Source organism: Amycolatopsis sp. NPDC058278, assembly GCF_042881395.1.
Taxonomy (GTDB): domain Bacteria; phylum Actinomycetota; class Actinomycetes; order Mycobacteriales; family Pseudonocardiaceae; genus Amycolatopsis.
In genome coordinates, this window is record NZ_JBHVXZ010000057.1 from 14549 (window position 1) to 35604 (window position 21056).

At 74.1% G+C, this 21056-nt stretch carries 11 protein-coding genes; 2 read left to right on the plus strand and 9 right to left on the minus strand.

Going from position 1 to position 21056, the window contains the following annotated elements; all coding sequences use genetic code 11:
- Nucleotides 1-108: 108 nt before the first annotated feature.
- Entirely contained in the window at nucleotides 109-1377 is a 1269-nt protein-coding gene (locus tag ACFVYA_RS27490; RefSeq protein WP_285990983.1) for an ABC transporter substrate-binding protein, read from the minus strand.
- Nucleotides 1378-1528: 151 nt separating this feature from the next.
- Between ACFVYA_RS27490 and ACFVYA_RS27495 the strand changes: the two genes are divergently transcribed.
- The gene (locus ACFVYA_RS27495) at nucleotides 1529-2290 is read left to right on the plus strand and encodes a FadR/GntR family transcriptional regulator (RefSeq protein ID WP_285990984.1); all 762 of its coding nucleotides are present in this window, start codon (nucleotides 1529-1531) and stop codon (nucleotides 2288-2290) included.
- A gap of 26 nt (nucleotides 2291-2316) precedes the next feature.
- Nucleotides 2317-2685, plus strand: coding sequence for an L-rhamnose mutarotase (locus ACFVYA_RS27500; protein WP_285990985.1), 369 nt, complete (start codon nucleotides 2317-2319; stop codon nucleotides 2683-2685).
- Nucleotides 2686-2698: 13 nt separating this feature from the next.
- On the opposite strand, the gene ACFVYA_RS27505 is transcribed toward ACFVYA_RS27500, so the two are convergent.
- The 8 genes from ACFVYA_RS27505 to ACFVYA_RS27540 form a co-directional block, all read right to left on the minus strand.
- Entirely contained in the window at nucleotides 2699-3082 is a 384-nt protein-coding gene (locus ACFVYA_RS27505) for a hypothetical protein (RefSeq protein ID WP_387049032.1), read from the minus strand.
- A 102-nt stretch (nucleotides 3083-3184) separates the two neighbouring features.
- Entirely contained in the window at nucleotides 3185-4375 is a 1191-nt protein-coding gene (locus ACFVYA_RS27510) for a glycosyltransferase (RefSeq protein WP_387049033.1), read from the minus strand.
- Entirely contained in the window at nucleotides 4372-5835 is a 1464-nt protein-coding gene (locus tag ACFVYA_RS27515; protein WP_387049034.1) for a serine hydrolase domain-containing protein, read from the minus strand. Before ACFVYA_RS27515 ends, ACFVYA_RS27510 begins: the two co-directional genes overlap by 4 nt.
- A 2-nt stretch (nucleotides 5836-5837) precedes the next feature.
- The gene (locus tag ACFVYA_RS27520) at nucleotides 5838-6518 is read right to left on the minus strand and encodes a hypothetical protein (RefSeq protein ID WP_387049037.1); all 681 of its coding nucleotides are present in this window, start codon (nucleotides 6516-6518) and stop codon (nucleotides 5838-5840) included.
- Nucleotides 6515-7723: a cytochrome P450 gene (locus ACFVYA_RS27525; RefSeq protein WP_387049038.1), complete on the minus strand. Its 1209-nt coding sequence runs from the start codon at nucleotides 7721-7723 to the stop codon at nucleotides 6515-6517. The genes ACFVYA_RS27520 and ACFVYA_RS27525 overlap by 4 nt, the downstream gene beginning before the upstream one ends.
- 28 nt (nucleotides 7724-7751) lie before the next feature.
- A complete protein-coding gene (locus tag ACFVYA_RS27530) occupies nucleotides 7752-8624 on the minus strand; it encodes a TauD/TfdA dioxygenase family protein (RefSeq protein ID WP_387049040.1) in 873 nt (290 codons plus the stop codon).
- A gap of 23 nt (nucleotides 8625-8647) precedes the next feature.
- Nucleotides 8648-17143, minus strand: a complete 8496-nt coding sequence (locus tag ACFVYA_RS27535) for an amino acid adenylation domain-containing protein (RefSeq protein WP_387049041.1) — start codon at nucleotides 17141-17143, stop codon at nucleotides 8648-8650.
- Nucleotides 17140-20970, minus strand: coding sequence for an amino acid adenylation domain-containing protein (locus ACFVYA_RS27540; RefSeq protein ID WP_387049042.1), 3831 nt, complete (start codon nucleotides 20968-20970; stop codon nucleotides 17140-17142). Before ACFVYA_RS27540 ends, ACFVYA_RS27535 begins: the two co-directional genes overlap by 4 nt.
- Nucleotides 20971-21056: the final 86 nt, after the last annotated feature.

Here is a 21056-nt window from a genome sequence, read left to right on the forward strand (position 1 = left end):
AAGCGCTCGAGCCGTGTTCCGCGGGGGGCGCGCCGGACCGGCGCGGGTCCCCCGGTGGGCCGGGCCGGAGCCCGGTCCACCGGAGCGGGAGAGTACCCGGTCACGCCGTCAGCCCTTGTCCGACGCGGCCAGCTGCTGCAGCACCTCGTCGACGCCGATCGAGCCGCTCAGCAGCTGCTGAGAGAGCCGGCCCATGAGGTCGAGCGTCTTCGAGGAAAGGGCGACGTGGAGGGCGGGCTTGCCGGTCTTGACTTCCGAGACGATCGTCGCCACGGCCGGTCCGCCCGCCGACACGTCGATCGACGTGTCCGCGGCGATCGCGCCGCTGTCGGCGTAGAAGGACTTCAAGGCGTCGGTCGAGCTCAGCGCCCGGACCAGGTCCGCGGCCAGCTTGGGATCCTTCGTGGTCTTCGCGACCGCGTAGCCGATACCGCCGTCGTACGGGAGGCTCGGGGTGGCCGCCGGGTTGACCAGCGGCGTGGTCATCACGCCGACCTTGTCCGCGCCCAGGAACTCGGCGAAGTCCTTCCAGTGCCCGACGTCGGACATCAGGCCGATGACGTTCGCGGCCTTGCCGGACTGGAAGAGCGCGAACGCGTCGTTGAACATCGCGGTGGAGTTCGGGCCGTCGGTGTTCAGCCCGGTGTCGTTGACCTGCTTCCACAGCTCGAAGACGCGCTTGACGTCCGGTGAGGTCCAGTCACGCTTGCCGGCGATCCAGTCGGTGGCCTCCTGGGGCGTCAGGGTCGCCGAACCCACGGCCGACAGGAAGAACTGGATCCCGGCGCCTTCCTTGTTGCCCAGCGCCAGGCACTTCGCGCCGGTCTTCGCGGCGATGGTGCCGCAGTCGCGGACGAACTCCTCCCAGGTCCGGGGCGGCGCCTGCGGGTTCAGCCCGGCCCTCTCGTAGAGCGACTTGTCGTAGTAGAAGGGGTGTCCCTGCAGGGTGACCGGCTCGGCGTAGACCTTCCCCTCCTGGGTGAAGGCGTCCCAGCCGCTGAGGCGCGAGCGGTCGTCGGCGACGTAGGAGTCCAGCGGTGCGAGGTCGCCGACCCGGTCGCGGATCTGGCCGCCGCCGTTGAAGAGCATGACGTCCGGCCCTCTCTTGGCCTGGATCGCCGCGCCCAGCAGTGTGTAGTACTGGTCGTAGGGCTGGGCCACGAACTCGACGGTGACGCCGGGGTGCTGCTTGGCGAACTCGGCCTTGGCCTTCGCCACGTAACTCGCGGCCTTCGCGTCGCCGGACTTCCAGTCCCAGACCACGAGCTTGCCGCTCGCGTCGCCGGTGGGGGCGGCCGGGCCGGCGGCGCTTCCACAGCCCGCGGTCAACGCCAACGCCGCGACCAGGGCGGCCGAGAATAGTGTGCGCTGCTTCATCGCTGCTCACTTCTCCAGACGGTGGCCGGACGGGGAGTGGCCCGGCTCAGTGCGCAAAAACGTAACTCGTATGACGTATGACGTCAACGCCCGCGCTGTGTAAGCTTCACGTGCGTTCGGCGAAGGTCGGCGCAGTGCGACCGGAGGAACGATGACGGCATCAGACCGGCAACCCGCTGCCCCCGACTGGGTGCGCCGCCCCGCGAACCTGGCGAGCGCGGTCACCGCCGAACTCGTGGGACGCGTGGTGCGCGGGGTCCACCCGCCCGGGACGTCGCTGCCCGCCGAACCGGTGCTGTGCGAGAGCTTCGCGGTGAGCCGGACCGTGGTCCGCGAGGCGGTGAAGCTGCTGCAGGCGAAAGGCCTGGTCCAGGTCCGCCAAGGCGCGGGCACGGTGGTGAACCCGGCGTCGATGTGGAACATGCTCGACGAGCTCGTCCTGGCCGCGGTGATCGCCGAGGACGAGACCTCGGCCGTGCTGGACGACCTGGTGGTGACGCGCCGGCTGCTCGAGGCGGACATGGCGCTGGTCGCCGCCCGGACCGCCGGCCCGGACGTCGTCGCCCGGCTGGGGGAGCTGGTGGACCTGATGGACGAACTCGTCGACGATCCGGTCGCCTACCGCGAGCAGGACCTCGCGTTCCACGACACGATCATGCAGGTCTCGGGCAACCGCCTGGCCCGGGGCGTGGTGCGCGCGCTGGAGAGCCAGGTCGTCAACACCGCCCGCTACGTGGGCCCGAGCGAGCGCGCTCTGTGCGTGGCCTCGAACCAGGGGCACCGCCGCGTCTACGAACGGATCTCGGCCGGGGACGGGGACGGCGCGGCGAAGGCGATGTTCGACCACATCACCGAAGCATGGCTCGCACGCCGCCCGGCATCCGGTGACCCCGGCCGCCGCCTCGATCGGTGACGCCACCGGCGTCCGGAAGGAGTTCCATGGTCCAGCGCTACGGCATGCTGATCCGCCTGCGCCCGGAGCGGCGCGAGGAGTACCTGCGGCTGCACGCCGCGGTCTGGCCCGGCGTCGAACGGACGCTGCGGGAAGCCAACATCCGCAACTTCACCATCTTCCGCCACGACGACCTGCTCTTCGGGTACTACGAATACGTCGGCGAAGACCACGACGCCGATCAGGCCCGCATCGCGGCGGACCCCGAAACGCAGCGCTGGTGGGCGTTGACCGACCCGTGCCAGGAATCACTTTCCCCGCGCGAAGGGGGCGCCTGGTGGACGCCCATGGACGAGGTCTGGCACCTCGCCCCGGGCGCCGCCGGGAGCTCCCCTGTGGACGGTCGAGAGCCCTGACGGCGCCGGTGGATCAGGCGTTCCGCCAGTTCGAGCACTGCCAGTTGGGCGTCTTCTGGCAGACGCGGAAGATGGTCACCGGGTTGTCGGAGGTGCCCGGGATCTTGGCGCTGCAGCCGGAGCTGCTGCCGTTGGCGTCGTCCACGCCGGAACCGCCGCCGCTGCGGGTCCGCCACTCGGTGCGGAAGCCGTAGCCGTCGCTGAAGGTGTCGCACGCGTACACCCGGGTGTGGCCGTTGGTCACGCCTCCGTAGCCGCAGCGGATCGCGCCCTGGTAGCTGCAGTTGACGATCTCGGCGTAGGCGTCGTCTGCCGACGCGGCCGGGGCCACGGCGACCGTGCCGAAGGCGGCGAGCAGCGCCGCTCCGGCCAGGGTGGGCAGTCGGTGGTTCCGCACGGTTTCCTCCTGCTGGTTTCGGTGGCGGTACGCACCGTCCACTCCGGACCTCCGCCCCGGTTGAGGGCTGGGGGCGGAGTTCACCCGATCGGCGGCATCTCGCTACCGAAGCTCGTCGAGCAGCAGGCGTGCGGCCGTCGCCGCGCCGCCGGTGCGGATCTGCGCTCCCAGCGCCTTCGCCCGTACCGCGGTTTCCGGTGCCAGCGCCATGTCGAACGCCGCGGTCAGTGCCTCGAACGTCGCCGTCGGGCCGTCGAGAGCCGCGCCGACCCCGTTCGCGGCCACCCGGCCGGCCCAGTACGGGTTGTCCGCCAGGCGGATCGGGACCACCACCTGGGGCACGCCCGCCCGGGCGGCCGTCTGCGTCGTGCCCGCGCCGCCGTGGTGGACGACCCCGGCCAGCTTGCCGAAGAGGCGCTGGTGGTTGACGTCGCCGATGGCGAAGCAGTCGTCCACGGCCAGCTCCGCCCAGCCGCGGGAGACGAGGACCCGGTACCCCCGGGCGCGGCTCGCCTCGACCGACCAGCGGGCGATGTCCGGTGCCGGGCCGATGCTGCCGAAGCCGACGTAGACCGGCGGCGGCCCCGCGTCCAGGAACGCCGTCAGCTCGGCCGGCAGCGGCCGCTCGTCCGGCGAAGTCCACGCACCGGTCTGGATCACTTCGAGGTCCGGGGTGGCCGGTCCCAGCACCGGGTCGGCCGCCAGCCACGGCCGAGCGGAGTAGACGTGGTCGCGCACGTTGTCCACCGGCGGCAGGCCGAGTGCGGCCCGGTGCGCGTTGAGCGGTTCGCGGAACTGCGCGTTCACCCGTTGGGCGTCCAGCTCCCACCGCGCCGCGTTGCCCGCGCCCTCGGGCTCCGGCCAGCCGGGCCGCGGGGGCGGCGCGTGGTGCGGCGACGGCAGGTTGACCGCCGCGTAGGTCGCGTAGACGTAGCGGATGCCCGCGGCTTCGGCCACGGACCGCGCGGCGACCTGCGCCAGGCCGGCCGCCACCAGCGCGCCGCAGCCGTCGGCCGCCGCGGGCAAGACGTCGAACTGCGTTTCGAGCAGCTCCGCCCGGTACCGGGTCAGTTCCGCCGGCGTCGGGGGAGCTGTCGCGCGCATCAACGCCCGCACCGGTGGCCCGACCGGCACCGGCTCGATCCCGAGACCGGCCAGCCGGTCGGTGAACTCCTCGTCCGGCGGGGTGCACATCCGCACGTCGGCGCCGAGCGCCCGCAGCTGGACCGCGAGGGCGACGAGCGGTTCGACGTCGCCACGCGTCCCGTACGTCGACAGCAGTACCCGCGTCACCGCGATGCCCCGGCGTAGAAGCCGACCGGCATCGTGACGTCGGCGCTCGACGCGCCGCACTCCAGCATCCACAGCGCCGCGGCCGGGCCCAGCTCCCGGCCCAGCACCCCGAACGCGGCCGGGTCCGGCGCCACCGCGCGCGCCTGTTCCACGCCGCGCCCGAACGCGACGGGGTCCCAGCCGTCCGCGTCGCCGTCGCCGAGGGAGCACGCGCCGCCGGTCAGCGTCGCGACCGGCAGCGGGCCGGGCACGCCGAGCAGGCCGTGGGTGCGTTCGCCCACCAGGACGCCCATCCAGTGCGAGCTTTCCGGCGTGGGCCGGGGACCGGTCCACCGGGGCCGCCCGTCCATGTCCGGGAGCTTCGCCGGCGGGCCGGACACCGCCCAGCGGCCCGCCCACTCCACGGCCAGCCCGGGCGCGCTGCGGGTCGCGGGGTTGTGGAACCTGGCCATGTCCCACCGGTTGCCCACCGCGACCGCGGCCAGGTCGCGGTGCGGCCAGACCCGCGCTTCCCACCAGAAGCCCCACGGGAACGCCGCGGTGTGCCCCCACCACCAGTCCTCGCCCAGCGCCGGATCGGCGAGTTCGAGGGTCAGGCCGGAAAACGAGCGGACGCCGTGCGGGCTCGGGCGCTCGGCCCGCGGGGTCACCATGGCCGCGAGCGAGTCCGGGCCGACCAGCCCGCGCTCGCCCCGGGCGGTGCGCAGCAGGGATTGCAGCAGCCGCGCGAAGTCCGCGGCACTGGTGTGCATCCCGACCCCCGGGTAGGCCGCCGTCCGCAGGGGCGGGCTCGGCAGGCACCAGTCGCCGAAGGCGAGGTACCCGGTGGCGCCGGCGGTGTTCCCCGTGCCGTCGTCGATGCTCGTGCGCCGCATCCCGGCCGCGGCGAACACGTCCCGCTCGACGCGGGCCCGGTACGGTTCGCCGGCCAGGTGCTCGACCACGCCGCCGAGCACCCCGACACCGAAGCTGGAGTACGAATAGGACCCCGGGGCCGTCACCAGCGGTAGTGCCCCGCCGTACTCGACGGCGCGGCCGGTCTCGTGCCGGCGGCGGACGTAATCGAGGATCGGCTCGGCCGGCGCGGTGGGCGAGACCGCGGTGACGATGTCGCTGGAATAGCCGCCCTGGTGCGCCGCCAGCATGGCGGTGGTGGCGGGCGCCGCACCGGGACCGCGCAGTCCGGCGGGCAGCACCTGGTCGACCGGCGTGTCCAGCCCGGCCATGCCCGCCTCGACGAGCTGCAGGAAAGCCAGGCCGGTGACCGGTTTGGTGAGCGAGCCCGCCGGCGCGGCCGTCTCGGCGGTCATCGGCGTGCGCGCCGCCAGGTCCGCGAACCCGGTCGCGGCCGTCCGCAGGTCGTCGCTCGTCGCGACCGCGACGGCGACCCCGGGCGTGCCGGTGACCGCGGCCAGCCGGGGCAGGACGGTGTCCAGCGCCGCCACCACGTCGTCGAGCATGCTCACCCCTCGGTGGTGTTGTAGTTGACGATCCGCGCCACCATGAGGGCGCGCGCCCCGGCCAGCGGGCTGTCCGCGTCCCGCCGCGCCACGTCCGGCAGCCGGTGGGCCTGGTCCTCGGTGACCGCCACCATGCCCCAGAGCGCGTTGAAGCCCGCCGGGTCGGCCGGCTTTTCCGCGGCGGCCTCGACGGTCACGAAGCCGTCCCCGCCGGCCACCGTCAGGGCGCCCATCTGCCGCAGCACGCCGGGATCCCGCTCTTCGGCGGCCACCACGCTCCAGCCCGCCACGTCCGCCTGCCGCAGCGCGGAAAGCAGGCTGTCGACGCCGCTGACGACGATGTCGGGCAGGACCAGCGCCACCGGTCCCCGCGTCAGCGGCAGGGCGCACCGGATCGCGCCGTCGAGCCCCGGCTCGGCCACGTCGTCCTGGTAGACGAAGACCAGCTGGAAGGTCCCGGCGTAGCGCGCCAGGTACTTCACCGTGTCCAGCTTGTGCGGGCCGATCACGACGACCACGCGCACGCTGAGCCCGCTCTTCACCAGTTCCACCACGGCTTCGAGGCTGCGGTCCAGCACGGTGACCCCGGGAGCCAGGCAGTGCAGTTCCTTCGCGTACGGCGCTCCGAACCGCGTTCCCAGCCCGGCGCAGGGCAGGATGACCGAAACATCAGGGGTGTTCACCGCAGCCGCACCGCCAACGCGACCCGGTGCCGGGCGCGCGGCAGCGGCACCCACGCCGCCTCACCCGTCGGCGCCACCTCCGGGAAGCGCTCGAACAAGCTCCGCAGCGCGACCTCCGCCTCCAGCTTCGCCAGCGCGACCCCGAGGCAGAAGTGCGGCCCCCAGCCGAATCCCACGCTGCCTTCGCGGCCGCCGTGCTCGGCCTGCCGGCGGATGTCCGCCCGGTGCGGGCAGGCGAACTGCCGCGGGTCGCGGTTGGCCGCGCCGAGCACCGCCTGCACCGCGTCGCCCGCGCGAATGGGCACGCCACCGACCACCAGGTCGGTGGCCGCGTACCGCAAGCGGGCCAGCTGGACCGGGCCGTCCGTGCGGACCAGCTCGCGCACCGCCGCCGGCCACAGCTCGGGCTCGCGGCGCAGCAGCTCCCGCTGCGCCGGGTCGCGCATCAGCGCCAGCGCCGCGTTGGCCAGCATGTTCGCCATCGTCTCGTGGCCGGCCAGCACCAGGAACACGACCAGGGCCACGACGTCGACGTCGGTCAAGTCGTCCTGGGCGACGACCTCGCTGAGCAGGTCGTCCCGCGGCTCGGCCCGGCGGCGGTCCACCAGAGCGTGGCAGTAGGCGAACATCTCACCCAGCGTCGGCGTGATCCGCGCCGGGTCGCCGTCGACCAGGACCTTGCCCCAGCGGTACCAGTCCGCCCAGTCCGCTTCGGGCACCCCGACCAGTTCGCACACCACCGCCATCGCCAGCGGGTAGGCGTACTCGTCCAGCAGGTTCGCCGTGCCGCCCAGGCCGTCGAGCAGCTCGTCGACGATCTGCTGCACCCGCGGGCGCAACGCGGCGACCCGCGACGCGCCGAACGCGTGGCTGATGCTGCGACGCAGGCGCGTGTGCTCGGCGCCGTCGAGGCTCAGCAGGCTCGCCTGCAGGTAGGGCAGGTGCTCCCGGGGTGTGCCCAGCGCGAGGAACGCCTCCTCCTGCGTCTGCGCGCCCTGACCCGGCAGGCCGGCCGGGTCGTTGCGCACGGCCGGATCCGCCAGCACGGCGCGCACCTCGGCGCTGCCGGTGACCAGCCAGCCTTCCGCGCCGTTCGGCAGCCGGGCGCGGCAGACCGGCGACGCGGCGAGGATGCGGTCGTAGCCGCGCATCGGGTCGTCGAGGACGGCCGGATCGCGGACGTCCACCACGGGTTCGGACGACATGGGACAGCGCTCCTCGGGGAAGACGGGGTCAGCCTTTGAGCGGGCCGCCGTTGATCGCGACGCGGTGACCGAAGCGGGTGTGCGGGTAGTAGTCGTACGTCGCGTGGTGCTGGACGCAGCGGTTGTCCCAGAACACCAGCGTGTCCGGCTCCCAGCGGACGCGGCACGCGAGCATCGGCCGGTTCGGCACGACCGAGAACAGCAGGTCGAGCACCGCCTGGCTCTCGTCGGCCGACAGCTGCGGGATGCGCGAGGTGTAGGCCGGGTTGACGAACAGCAGGGGCCGGTCGGTCTCGGGGTGCCGCACCACCACCGGGTGCTCGCTCACCGGCGGCTCGTACCCTTCGGGGATCTTGTGGCCGCGGAAGGCGTGCGCGCCGTCGTGGATCGCGGTCAGCCCGGCCAGCAGCTCCTTCAGCTTCGGCGACAGCATGTCGTAGGCGAGGTGCATGTTCGCGAAGAGCGTGTCGCCGCCGCTGCCCGGCTCGGGCACCCGCGTGATGTGGAGCATCGAGCCCAGTGACGGCTCGGCGTCGGCGGTGCCGTCGGCGTGCCAGCCGTTGCCGAAGACGTTGGCCGACTCCGGCGCGGTCGCGACCTCGAGGATGTACGGGTCGCCGTGCTCGGGCGGCGGGTTGACCGGGCGCAGCTCGCCGAAGCTCGCGGCCAGGCGCTTGTGGTCCTCCACCGAGATGTCCTGGTCGCGGAACACCAGCACGTGGTGGTCCAGGAAGGCCGTCTTCAGCTCGGTGAGCTGTTCTTCGGTCAGTTCCCGCGTCAGGTCGAGGCCGGTGACCTCGGCGCCGAGCACCGGGGTCAGGCCCCGCACCGCCAGGGTCCGGTAGTCGCGCGCCGGCCGCGTCGTGATCCGCTTGACGGCGTCGAGTTCGTACTGCTCCATGGTTTCCTTTCCTCCGGTGGGTCTCACCGTTCGATGGCGGCGGCCACTTCGGTGACGTGCGGGGCGCGCACGATGCCGTAGTGGGTGGCGGGCAGCTCGTGCCAGCCGCTCGGCTCGGGCAGCAGGGCGCGCCAGCCGTCGCGGCCGGCCACCGGCAGGCCGGGCTCGGGTTCGGTGGCGAGCCAGACGTGGCTGGGTGTCGCGGCCAGGCGGGGCAGCTCGTGCCCGGCCATGCTGCGCAGGTTGGCCCGGCACGCCCGGGCCAGCCGCCGCGCGTGCTCGCCCGCGGTGCCGCCGGAGGCGCCCAGCTCGCGCTCGAAGACCGTCTCCAGCTGCGCGTCGCTGTAGTCGGCGGCGCTCGCGCCGGGCGGCGGCGGGTCGATCAGGTGCAGCGCCCGCACCGGCTGCCCGGCCGCCTCGGCTTCGGCGGCCATGCCGGCCGCGACCCAGGCGCCGAACGACCACCCGGCCAGCTGCCAGGTGCGGCCGGGGAACTGCGCGCGCAGCGCCGCGTGGTACCGGCGGGCCCGGTCGGCGACCGGCCAGCCGGGCGGTTCCGGCCGGCCGAGCGCCGGGTCGGCGATCACGCAGACGCCGAGCCCGGGCGGGAGGGCTTCGACGAGCGCGCGGTAGGCGTGCACGTCCCCGCCGACGGGGTGCACGAGGCAGACGGCTTGTTCGCCGCTGCCTTCGCGCCAGACCTGCACGACCACTTCGCCGGCGTCGGCGGCTTGGGCGAGCTTGGCCAGCAACGCCGACATCGTGACCTCGGGGCCGAGCCAGGCGAGGTCGAGGTCGACGCCGTACAGGCGTTTCACCGAGTCGACGACGTCCAGCAACGTGAGGGAGTCGGCGCCGAGGTCGTACAGCGGAACGTCCGGATCGAGTTCGGCGACGCCCAGGAGGGCGCGTACTTCCTCGGTCAGGTCCGCCGCGGCCGGTTTCGCCGCCGGCGTGGTGTCGCGTTCGTGGAAGGTCCGGGCGGCGTCGAGGCCGGTCGTCGCGACCAGGACGTGCGGAAGACCCGTCGCCAGCGAGCGGGCGAAGGTGCGCCGGCCCTCGGCGTCGCTCAGGCCGACGGCCAGGTGGGCCTGGTGCCGGGGATCGGTTTCCAGTGCCGTGACGGCCATCCCGCTGTCGCGCCAGACGTCCCAGCCGATGGCGAGCCGGGCGGTCGGGCCGTCGCGGTGGGCGAGCGCGTCGAGGAACCCGTTGGCCGCGGCGTAGTCGAGCTGGCCGGTGCCGCCGAACTGCGCGGACAGCGACGAGCAGGAGACGGCGAACTCCGGCCGGTCGCGTTCGATGAGCCGTTCCACGAGGAGGGCGCCGGCGAGTTTTCCGGTCGGCGTGCTTTCGCCGCGGGTGGCGATCAGGCCGCCGGCCGGTGTCCCGGCCGCGTGCACGATCCCGGCGAGGGGAGCGGGGATCTCCTCGGCGGTGACGGTGGTGAGGTCGGCGGCGAGCAGGTCGACGCGGTCCGCCCACGGTTTGAGGGCCTCGGGCAGGAAGGGGTGGCGCGCGAGCAGGATGACGCGGCCGCCGGTGCGGGTCAGCAGCTCCTCGGCGATCGCGGTGCCGATGCCGCCGGTGCCGCCCAGGACCAGGTACGTGCCGTCGTGGAGCCCGACCTCGGTGGCGGCGACGGGCGCGCTGTCCTGCGTCCACCAGAAGCCGTTGCGGAGGGCGACCCGCGCCGGCGGGGTGGGGCCGGTGAGCAGGTCGGCGAGCTGGTCGAGGTCGGGGCTTTCGAGGTCGACCCAGTGGCCGGGCAGGCCGCTTTCCTGCGGGCCGACGGCGAGGATCCCGGCCAGCAGCCCGGCTTCCGGGCGCGTGACGGCGCCGTTCGCGGGCGCGGCGCCGGCTGAGAGCCACCACGTCCTGAGTGGACGGTCGTGGGCGGCCCGCAGGAGAGCGGCGGGCGTGTCGAGGCAGGCCCGGCGCGCCCGGTCCAGTGACTGTTCGCCGACGGGTCCGGTGATGCCGAGGGGGAGGGTGTGCAGCCAGTCGATTTCGGTGGCCGGTAACACATCCAGCACCTGGCGGAGGTGGGTCGTGTCGGCCGGGTCGGCTTCGAAGGTGTCGGGCCCGAGGCGGGCGAAGCGGTCGGCGACGTGGACCCGCACGACGCGCGGATAGACGCTGTCGAGGGCGGGAGCGGTGAGCGGGCCTTCGCCGCAGATGACGAGGACGCGATCGGTGGGGGTGGCGGTGGCCGCGCGGCGCAGGCGGACCCAGGTGGGCTGGTGCAGCCACTCGGCTTCGGGCAGCCGTCCGACGGCGGCCCGGCGCGGGAAGTCGAAGTCGCGCGCGGCGAAGGCGGGCGGCGGGAAGTCCCACGGCGCTGGGGCGGGGGCCTGGCCCCAGTCGACGGGAGCGCCGCCCGGCCAAGCGGCAGCCGGTTCGGCGGCACTTTCCCATGACCGTGCCGGGTCGGGAGCGGCTTTTTGCCGTGCGGGTGCCGGGTCGGGAGCGGCGCTTTCCCGTACGGGTGCCGCGCTGGGCACCTCTTGCGGCTCGGCGGTGCGGAGCCACTCGACCGCCGCGGCCGCGTCCGCGCAGGCCGCCGCCATGCGCCAGCGCCCCTCCGGGCGGCCGGTCTGCAGATGCCGAAGTACGTCCAGATAGGACTCCGGGTGCGCCGCCAGGTAGTCCGCCACCCGAGCCGCATCGAGGCGCACCGCCGCCGCGCTGCGAGCCGAAAGCACCAGGCACCGCAACGGATCCGGGCGCGAGGCCGGCACCGGGCGGACCGACTCCAGCACCACGTGCGCGTTCGTTCCGCCGATGCCGAAGCTGCTCACCCCCGCCACGCGCGGGCCCGCCGGCCACGGCTCCGCCCGGGTCGGCACCCGGAACGGCCCCAGGTCCACCGCCGGGTTGGGCGCGCGGAAGTCCGCCGTCGGCGGGAGGACGCCGTGGTGCACCGCCAGGACCGCGCGGATCAGGCTCACCACACCCGCCGCCGCGCCCAGGTGGCCGACCTGGCTCTTCACCGAGGACAACGCACACGCCGCCGCCTCGGGCATCGCCTCGCGCAGGGCCGCCACCTCGATCGGGTCGCCGAGGCGGGTCCCGGTCCCGTGCGCCTCGACGTAGCCGACGTCCGCGCCGGAGCGGCCGGCCCGCCGGAGCGCGGCCTGGATCGCCGCGCGCTGCCCGGCCGGGGACGGGGCGCTGTAGCCCTGCTTCACCGCGCCGTCGTTGGCCACGGCGGACCCCGTGAGCACCGCATACACCGTGTCGCCGGCCCGCCGGGCCGCCGAAAGGGGCTTCAGGACCACCACGCCGACGCCGCTGCCGCCCACCGTGCCGTCCGCGTCGTCGCTGAACGGGCGGCAGTGCCCGTCCGCCGAGAAGATGTGCTGCGGCCGGTACCGGTACCCCTCGGCCAGGGTGACGTCGACGAGCACACCGCCCGCCAGCATCACGTCGGCCTCGCCGCCGCGCAGCATCCCCGCCGCCTGGTGGACCGCGACCAGTGAACTCGAGCACGCGGTCTGGGTCGTCAACGCGGGCCCGGTCAGGTCGAGGTGGTAGGCGACCTTCGTGGCGAGGAAGTCCTTCTCGTGGTGCAGGGCCAGCTGGAAGCCGTCGGGCAGGGCCGTCGGGTCGGCCTCGCGCAGCATCTGCCGGAAGTAGGTGTTCTCCCCGCAGCCCGCGACCAGCCCGACGCCGGCACCCGAAGTGATCCCGGCGTGCGCCAAGGCTTCCACGCAGGCCATCAGCAGCTGCCGCTGCTGGGGGTCCATCAGCGCCGCGTCGCGGTGACTGATCCCGAAGTGCTCCGGGTCGAACGCCAGCGGGTCGGCCAGGATGCTGCGCGCGCCGACCAGGCCGTCCGCCGCCGGGAACTCCTCGATGCCCCGGCGACCCGAAACGACCAGGTCCCAGAAGGCGGCCAGGTCCCGCGCGCCGGGCAGCCGCACCGCCATGCCGACGACCGCCACCGGCTCATCGGCGGAACCCGGGCCCGCGGCCCGGGCCGGCGCCGGGCCGCTCTCGAGGTGCCGCGTCAGGTCCCGGAGGGAGACGTGCTCGAAGAGGTCCGCCACGGTGAACCGGTACCCGGCTTCGGCGCAGCGCAGGTGGAACCGCATCAGCGACAGCGAACTGGCGCCGGCGGCGAAGAACGTCTCGTCGGGACCGATCGACGCGCCGGTCACCTCCTCGAACAACGCCGCCAGCTCACTCGACGGCCGGACGGCCGTCCGGTGGAGATCCGTCCCCGGCGTCCGGGGAGCGGCGTCCCGGTCGAGCTTCCCGCTCGGCGTGCGCGGCAGGGCGCCGACGACGCGGAAGCGGTCCACCCGCGCGTGCGGCGGCAGCAGCGGCACGAGGAAATCGGCCAGCTGCGCGGCGGAAGGCGTCCGGCGGCACTCCAGGAACGCCGTCAGCCGGTCGCCCTCGGCCGCGACGACCGCGTTGACGACGTCCGGGTGCCGCAGCAGCGCCGCCTCGACCTGCCCGAGTTCGAGGCGGTGGCCGCTGAGCTTGACCTGCCGGTCGGCCCGGCCGTCGAAGTGCAGCAGCCCGGCACGGTCGAAGTGCGCGAGGTCGCCGCTGCGGTAGTACAGCTCCGGCAGCTCGGCGAACTTCTCCGGAGCCGCTTCGCCGAGGTAGCAGCGGTTCGCCGCGAGACCGCCGATGAGCAGCTCACCCACCTGTCCCGGCGGCAGCGGCGCGCCCGCGGCGTCGGCGACCCGCAGGACCGCGTTCGCCACCGGACGGCCGATGGCGGGCCGGTCGGGCCACACCGCGGGATCGCCATCCAGGGTCAGCGCGCTGACGACGTGGGTTTCGGTCGGGCCGTAGTGGTTGTGCAGGCGCGCGCCGGGCAGCCCGGCGAACCAGCGGCGGATCGCCGGCGTGCACACCAGCTGCTCCCCGGCGGTGATCACGTCCCGCAGCCGCGCCGGGTACCGCCCGAGCCGGACGCCGTGCTCGGCGAGCAGCTGCAAGGCCACGTACGGCAGGAAGATCCGTTCGATCCCGGCCGTTTCCAGCTGCGCCAGCAGCGCCGGGACGTCGTGCCGCCACTCCGGGCGGATCAGGTGCAGCCGGCCGCCGCCGCACAGCGTGGTGAAGATCTCCTGGAACGACACGTCGAACGACAGCATCGAGAACTGCTGCGTCGCCGCGGGCGGGGCGTCCTGCCACTGCAGCAGGTTGGCCAGGGTGCGGTCCGGGACGCGCACGCCCTTGGGCACGCCGGTCGAGCCCGAGGTGAACAGCGTGTAGAGCGGCCGTCCGGCGTGCCGGGCCGGGACGTCCGGCACCGGCCCGCCGGTGAGCGTGACGAACCGCCGCTCGACGTCGGTCTCGAACGTTTCCCCCGGGGCGAGCAGGACGCAGCGCGGCCGGACGCGGTCGAGCATGGCGCGCAGCAGTTCCGGCGGGTACGCCGGGTCCAGGGGCACGGCGGTGATGTTCAGCCGGGCCAGGGCGAGGAGCGCGACGACGTGCTCGGCCGACGGCCGGAAGTACAGCGCGATGTCGGTGGCGTCCGCGGGCAGGGTGGCGGCGAGCCGGGCCGCGTGCGCGTCCAGTTCGGCGTAGGTCAGCGTCGTGTCGCCGGTCAGCGCCGGGGTGCCGGGCGTCCGCGCGACCTGACGCGCGAAGCCTTCGGCCACCGTCTCCCACGTCAGTCCGGTGGCGGCACCACGGCCGTGGTCACGGCGATCCGGAGTCCGGGCGTCGCCGTACAGGGCGCGGTCGAAGACTTCGCCGAGGGCCGTGGCCTCGGCTTCGGTGAAGTGGCCTTCCCCGTACTCCCACAGGCAGTCGAAGCCGTCGGTGCGTTCCACGACCGACAGCGTGAGCGCGCACTTGGCTTCGGCCGCTTCGATCCACTGTGGACTGACCGAGCAGCCCGGGAGCCGCAGCGCGCCGAAGTCGGTGTTCTCCAGGACGAACAGGTAGTCAAAGGCCGCGTAGGCGGGGTCGAGATCGGCGAACGCGACGTCCTGGTCGTCCAGCGCCGCCCCCGCCGCCTCGCCGAGCCGCCGGAGCTGGGTGTCCAGGTCTTCGTGCGGGTCCACCGAAAGCGGCACCCGCACGGTGTTGGCGAACATCCCGACGCTGTCTTCGAACTCGCGCACCGGCCGGTTCGCCACCGGCGCGGCGATCCGCGGCCGGGTCCGCCCGGTCACCGCGTAGAGACTCCACGCGAACACGCCCAGCAGGAGCTGGAACCGGGTCAAACCCAGCTCGCCGGCCCACTCGTCGACGCGTTCGCGGCCGATGCGGGTCGTGCGCAGCCGCCCGGCCAGGGACGCTTCACCGAGGGGCTCGGCATCGTCGGACCGCTCGGTCAGCTGGGCGCGGTAGCCGGGGGAGGCGTACCAGCTGGACTGCCACGCGGCGAAGTCGAGTGGCGTGTGCGCGTCCGGCCGCGGTGCGGCGCCGGACAGCTCCCGGAACAGGATGTTGAGCGACCAGCCGTCGACCGCGATGTGGTGCAGGCACAGCAGGAACGTGCCGTCGGGACGCCAGGCCGCGCGCAGCAGCCGGCCCGAGGCGAGGTCGAAGGGCGCGGTGAAGAAGTCCTCGCCGGGCTCGGTCCACGGGTCGTACGCCGGTTTCGTGACCTGCCGCAGGCCGTCGGGGATGGCCTCGAACGCGGTGCGCAGCGCCGGGTGCCGTTCGACCAGGCCACGCACGTCCCGGCGCAGCGCCTCGACGTCAGGGCGGCCGGTGATCCGGAACGCGAGCGGCACGTGGTACGCCGTGGATGCGGGATTTCGTTGCTGCACGAGCCAAAGCCGCTGCTGTTCACCGGTGGCGGGTGCGGTGGCCGCGCCGGTCGGTGGGGCCGGCTCCGGGTAGGCCGCGCGGCCCGCCCCCGAGATCGCCGCGGCGAGATCGGCGAAGGTGCCGCGTTGCACGACCGACGGCGCCAGGTCCGCGCGCCAGCGTTCCCGGATCGCGAACCGCAGGCGCAGCGCCTTGAGCGAGTCGCCACCGGACCGCAGCCACCGGTCGCCGGGACGGAGGTCCGGGACGCCGAGGATCCCCGTGACGACGGCCAGGACTTCGCGCTCCCACGCCGTCGCGTCGCCGCCGGTGTCCGGCCGCCAGGACGAGAACCCGCCCGCCAGCAACGCGGCTTCGTCGACCTTCCCGTTCGCGTTCCGCGGCAGTTCGCCGAGGCGGAACACGTGGTGCGGCCGCATGTAGGCCGGTACGGTCTCGGCCAGATGTGCCTCGTACGCCTCGAAGGACAGGTCACCGGCCACGACGAAGGCGAGCAGTTCGGCCGTGGTCGCGCGGCGCACGGCCACGTGGACCTGCCGGACCTCCGGGTGGGCCAGGAGCCGCTGCTCCAGCTCGCCCGGCTCGACCCGGAACCCGCGGACCTTCACCTGCCGGTCGGTCCGGCCGACGTAGGCGTACCGGCCGCCCGGCAGCACCCGGACCAGGTCGCCGGTGCGGTAGAACCGGGCGCGGCCCTCGTCGAACCACGGCAGCCGGACGAACCGCCGCCCGGTCTCCGCGGGCAGGCCGCGGTAGCCGAGGGCGACGCCGGCTCCGGAGAGGTACAGCTCGGCGACCTCGCCTTCGGTGGCCACGCGTTCGTCCGGCGTCACCGCGACCGCACCGGTGCCCGGCAGCGGGCGGCCGATCGGCACGACGTCGCCGTCGAAGCCGCGCGGGATGGCGTAGCTGAGCGCGAACGTCGTCGTCTCGGTCGGGCCGTAGCCGTTCTGCAGCCGCGTCGGCGCGTCCGGGTTGGCCCGGTACCAGCGGCGGATCAGCGGGGCGTTGAGCTGCTCGCCGCCGATCACGACGCGGCGCACCGTGGCGAAGCTGCCCGGCACGGTCTCGGCGACCGCGTTGAACAGCGTCGCGGTGACGAACATCGTGTCGATGCGCTCGCGGACCAGCGCGTCGGCGAAGGCCTGCGGGTCGCGGACGGTTTCGTCGTCGAGCACGACGCACGTGCCGCCGGTCAGCAGTGGCACCCAGACCTCGAAGCTGAGCGCGTCGAACGCGGGGTTGGCCAGGCAGGCGAACCGCGTGCCGATGTCGAGCCAGCCGGGTTCGGCCAAGCGAAGGATCCCGGCGTCGCGGACCTCGACCCCTTTGGGCCGCCCGGTCGTGCCGGAGGTGGCGAAGAGGAACGACGCCGGTGCGGGCTCGGCGGGCGTGCCCGCTTCGGCGGGTTCGGCCAGCAGTTCGGCCGGTGTGACGCCGCGGAGGTCGTCGCTGACGACCACGACCGCGCCCGCGTCGGCGAGGATGGCGTCCCGGCGCGCGGGCGGGCTCTGCCGGTCCAGCGGGACGACCTGGCCGCCGAGGCGCAGCACGCCCAGCATGACCTGGATCAGTTCCGCCGAGCGTGGCAGCCCGACGGCGACCGCGTCGCCCGGGCGGATTCCCCGGTGGGACAACGATTCCGCGACGGCGGCGGCTCCCGCGTTCAGCTCGGCGTAGGTGAGCCTGCGGTCGCCGTCGGACACGGCGAGGGCGTCCGGGTGCCGCAGGGCCCGGTCGTGGACGCGGCGGGCGATCGACGTCATCGGGCCGCCAGCTCGGCCGAGATGATCTCGGCGACCAGCGGCAGCGCGTCGCTTTCCAGCATGTCCCAGTGCCCGCAGTCCGCGGGGACCACCTCGAATTCGCCCCGCGCGCGGCGGCGCCAGAACTCGGCGGTGCCGGGCACGGTGTCCTCGCCGACGGCCTGGACGAACACCACGCGCGCCGCCGTCTCGCCCGGATCGTGCTCGCGGGCGGTCAGCCGGTTGTGGTTGTACGTGCGGTGGTAGCGCTCGATCTGCGCGTCCTCGATCCCCGGGTACATCCCGTTGAAGCGGACCAGTTTCTCGCGGAACTCGGCCGCGGGCACCGGCTCGATCGCCGCCTTCCCGGCGGGGTCGTCGGTGGCGGTGGTGTCGAGCAGGACGACGCTGACGCGCGGGTGGTGCTCCGCGAGCCGTCGGCCCATCTCGTGGGCGACCAGCCCGCCGTACGAGAGTCCACAGAGGACGAGTGTTTCCTCCGGCCGCGGGCCGACCAGCCGCAGGTACTCCTCGGCCATCGCCTCGACGCTCGGCAGCGGCTCCTCACCGGCGTTGAGCCCGGGGGACTGGATCCCGAGGACACCGGCGTCTTCGGGCAGGGCGGCGCTGAGCGGCAGGTAGCAGAACGCCGTGCCGCCCGCCGGGTGCACGCAGACGACGCGGGCCCGCCCGGCGCCGCGGCGGAACTCGATCAGGCTGCCGGTCTCCGGCAGGTGGTCCATGCGCAGCAGTGCGGCCTGCGCCTCGATGGTCGGGTGCAGGATGACGTCCCGGATCGGCAGCTCGCGGCCGAACTCCACGCCGATCGCGTGGGCCAGCTTGATCGCCGAGATCGACGTGCCGCCGACGTCGAAGAAGCCGTCCGAGACACCGATCGCGGGGTGCAGCAGCAGGTCCCGCCAGATCCGCAGCAGGGCCAGCTCGACGTGGTCGCGCGGGGCCGCGGTGTTGACCGGGTTGTTCGATGCGCTCGTGCGGGCGCGCGCCAGCACGGCGTCGCGGTCGAGCTTGCCGCTTCGGCTCAGCGGCAGCCGGTCGAACTCGGCGAACACCGACGGGATCATGTAGTCCGGCAGCCGGTCCGCCAGCGCGGCCCGCCACTCGTGCGGGGTCCGCGGCTCGTCACCGGCGACACCGGCGACGAGCCGTGGCTCGCCTTCGCGGTCCACCAGCACGGCGGCCTCCCGGACCCCGGGCACGGCCAGCAGCGCGGCCGTCACCTCGCCGGGCTCGATGCGGAAGCCCCGCAGCTTGATCTGGTCGTCGCGGCGGCCGGCGTACTCGGCTTCGCCGTCCGGCAGCCATCGGGCGAGGTCTCCGGTGCGGTACATCCTTTCGCCGGGCACGAAGGGGTCCGCCACGAACCGCTCGGCGGTCAGCCCCGGCCGGTGCAGGTAGCCGCGGGCCAGGCAGTCGCCGGCCAGGAAGACCTCGCCCACGACACCCGGCGGCACCGGGCGCAGCCGCTCGTCCAGGAGGTACAGCCGCGAGCCGGGCAGCGGCCGCCCGATCGGGGCCGGCCGGTCCCGTGGCCGCGGGTCGACGTGCGCGGTCGCGTAGAGGGTGGCTTCGGTCGGCCCGTAGCCGAAGCAGATCCGCAGGCCCGGCACGGCCGCGGCGAACCGGGCGAGGGCGGCCTCCGGCAGCGGTTCGACGCCGGTCAGCAGCTGCCGCAGCGCGAGCCCGTGCAGGCGCCCGGGATCTTCGTCGATCCACCGGACGTATGCGGGTGGCAGGAAGGCCTGGACCACCCGGTGTTTTCTCAGCCAGGTCAGCAACGCCGCCGGATCGGGCCGGACGTCCTCGGGCACGACGTGCAGGACCGCGCCCGTGGTCAGCGGCAGCAGTAGTTCGTGCACCGAGGCGTCGAAGCCGATGCTCGACCACGCCGAGGTCGCTTCGCCGGGGGTCGCCCCGAAGCGGTCCAGCCATTGGTCGAAGAGGGTGAGGACGCTGTGGTGGGTGACGGCGACCCCCTTGGGGCGCCCGGTCGACCCCGACGTGTAGATCACGTAAGCGGTCTCGCCGGGCTCGGTCGTGACCGGTCTCCGGGTCTCGTCGCCTTCGGCCTCGATGGCGGTGACGTCCTCGCCCAGGACCAGTACCGGGCACGCGTCCTCGACCATCGCCGCTCGCCGGGCGGCCGGCTGCGCCGGGTCGAGCGGGAGGTAGGCGGCGCCGGTCTTCAGCACGCCCAGCACGGCGGTGACCAGATCCGCCGACCGTCCACTGAGGACGCCCACCACCCGGCCCCGGCCGGCCCCGCGGGCGCGCAGGGCGTTGGCCAGCTTCGTGCTGCGGCGGTCCAGCTCGCCGTAGGTGCGGGTCCGGCCGTCGCAGACGAGCGCGGGCGCGTCCGGGGTGGCGTCGGCGTGGGCGGTGAGCCGGTCGACGAGCCCGCCGGGACGTCGTCGCGGCCGCGGGCCGGTGCTCCAGGCGGTGAGGATCTCGTGGCGTTCGGCGGTGTCGAGGAGCTCGTAACCCGCGAGATCGGCGTCCGGCCGCGTGGCCAGCTGGTCCAGCAACCGGACGAGGTAGCGCGCGTACCGCTCGGCGGTCGCGTGGTCGAACAGGGCGACGGCGTAGTCGAGGTGTCCGAGAACATCGCCGTTCTCGCCGGCGAGGGCCAGGGCGAGGTCGAACTTCGCGGGCGCGTGCTCGACGTCGAGGGGTGCCACGGCCACGCCCGGCAGCTCCAGGAGGTCGTGCTGGGTCGGCACCCAGGCGAACATCGTCTGGAACAGCGGGGTGTGCGCCGGGCTGCGCGGCGGGTTCACCAGCTCGACGACCCGTTCGAACGGCAGCTCGGCGTGGTCGATCGCGCCCCGCAGGGCGGCGCGGACCTCCTTGAGCAGGACCGCACCGGTGCGCGGACCGGACAGGTCGGCGCGCACGGCCAGGGTGTTGACGAAGAACCCGAGCGTGTCGGGGTACGCGCCGGTGGCGCCGCGGTTGGCGGTGGGGACGCCGACAACGATGTCAGTTTGGCCGGAAAGCCGGGACAGCAGGAGGTACCAGCAGGTCAGGATGGTGGAGTAGAGCGTGACGCCGTGTTCGCGCGCCAACGTCGTCAGCCGCGCGGTGAGCTCCGGGCCGAAGGCGACGGGCACCCGTGCGCCGCGGAAGTCCTGCCGGGCCGGGCGCGGCCGGTCGGCGGGCAGCTCCAGCACCGGCGGCACGCCGTCGAGCCGCTCCCGCCAGTAGGCCTCGTGCGGCACCGGGCCGTCGCCGGCCAGCCAGTCCTGCTGCGCGCGGGCGTGTTCGCGGTAGGGCCGCGCGGGCGGCAGATCCGCCGCTGCGCCGCTCGACTGAGCGGCGTAGAGGACGCCGAGCTCGCGCAGCAGCAGGGTCCGGGACCAGCCGTCGAAGACGACGTGGTGCACGGTGATCAGCAGGACGTGGTGCTCGTCGTCCCGGAACTGCCGGTGCTCCCCGGTAGCGTGGAGATCGGGGGGCGGCGCCCCGGCCCCGATCAGCAACCGCGCCCGGGCCAGCGGCGCCCGCGTCAGGTCGAACGCCTCGAGCGGGTCGGCCCGCCGCACCTCGGCCGCTTCGCCCGGCCCGGCGACATCGGTGACGACGCACGGAAAGCCGTGACCGGCGGGTTCGACGACCTGCACCGGCCCGCCGTCCTCGACGACGATCCGGGTCCGCAGGGCTTCGTGGCGATCGGCCAAGGCGGCGAAGGCCCGGCGCAGCGCCTCGCGATCCAGCGGTCCCCGCAGCGTGAAGGCCATGGTCTCGTTGTAGGCCGGTCCCGCGCCGTCCAGCTGGGAAACGGTCCAAAGGCGCTGCTGACCGGACGACAGCGGGGCGGACACTCGCATCGACAACGGGCCTTTCCGGGCGGGGCGGGCGAACCGGTACTGCTTTGTGCCGTCGCAGCCGAGTGGGGGAAACGCTCTCTGTCTGT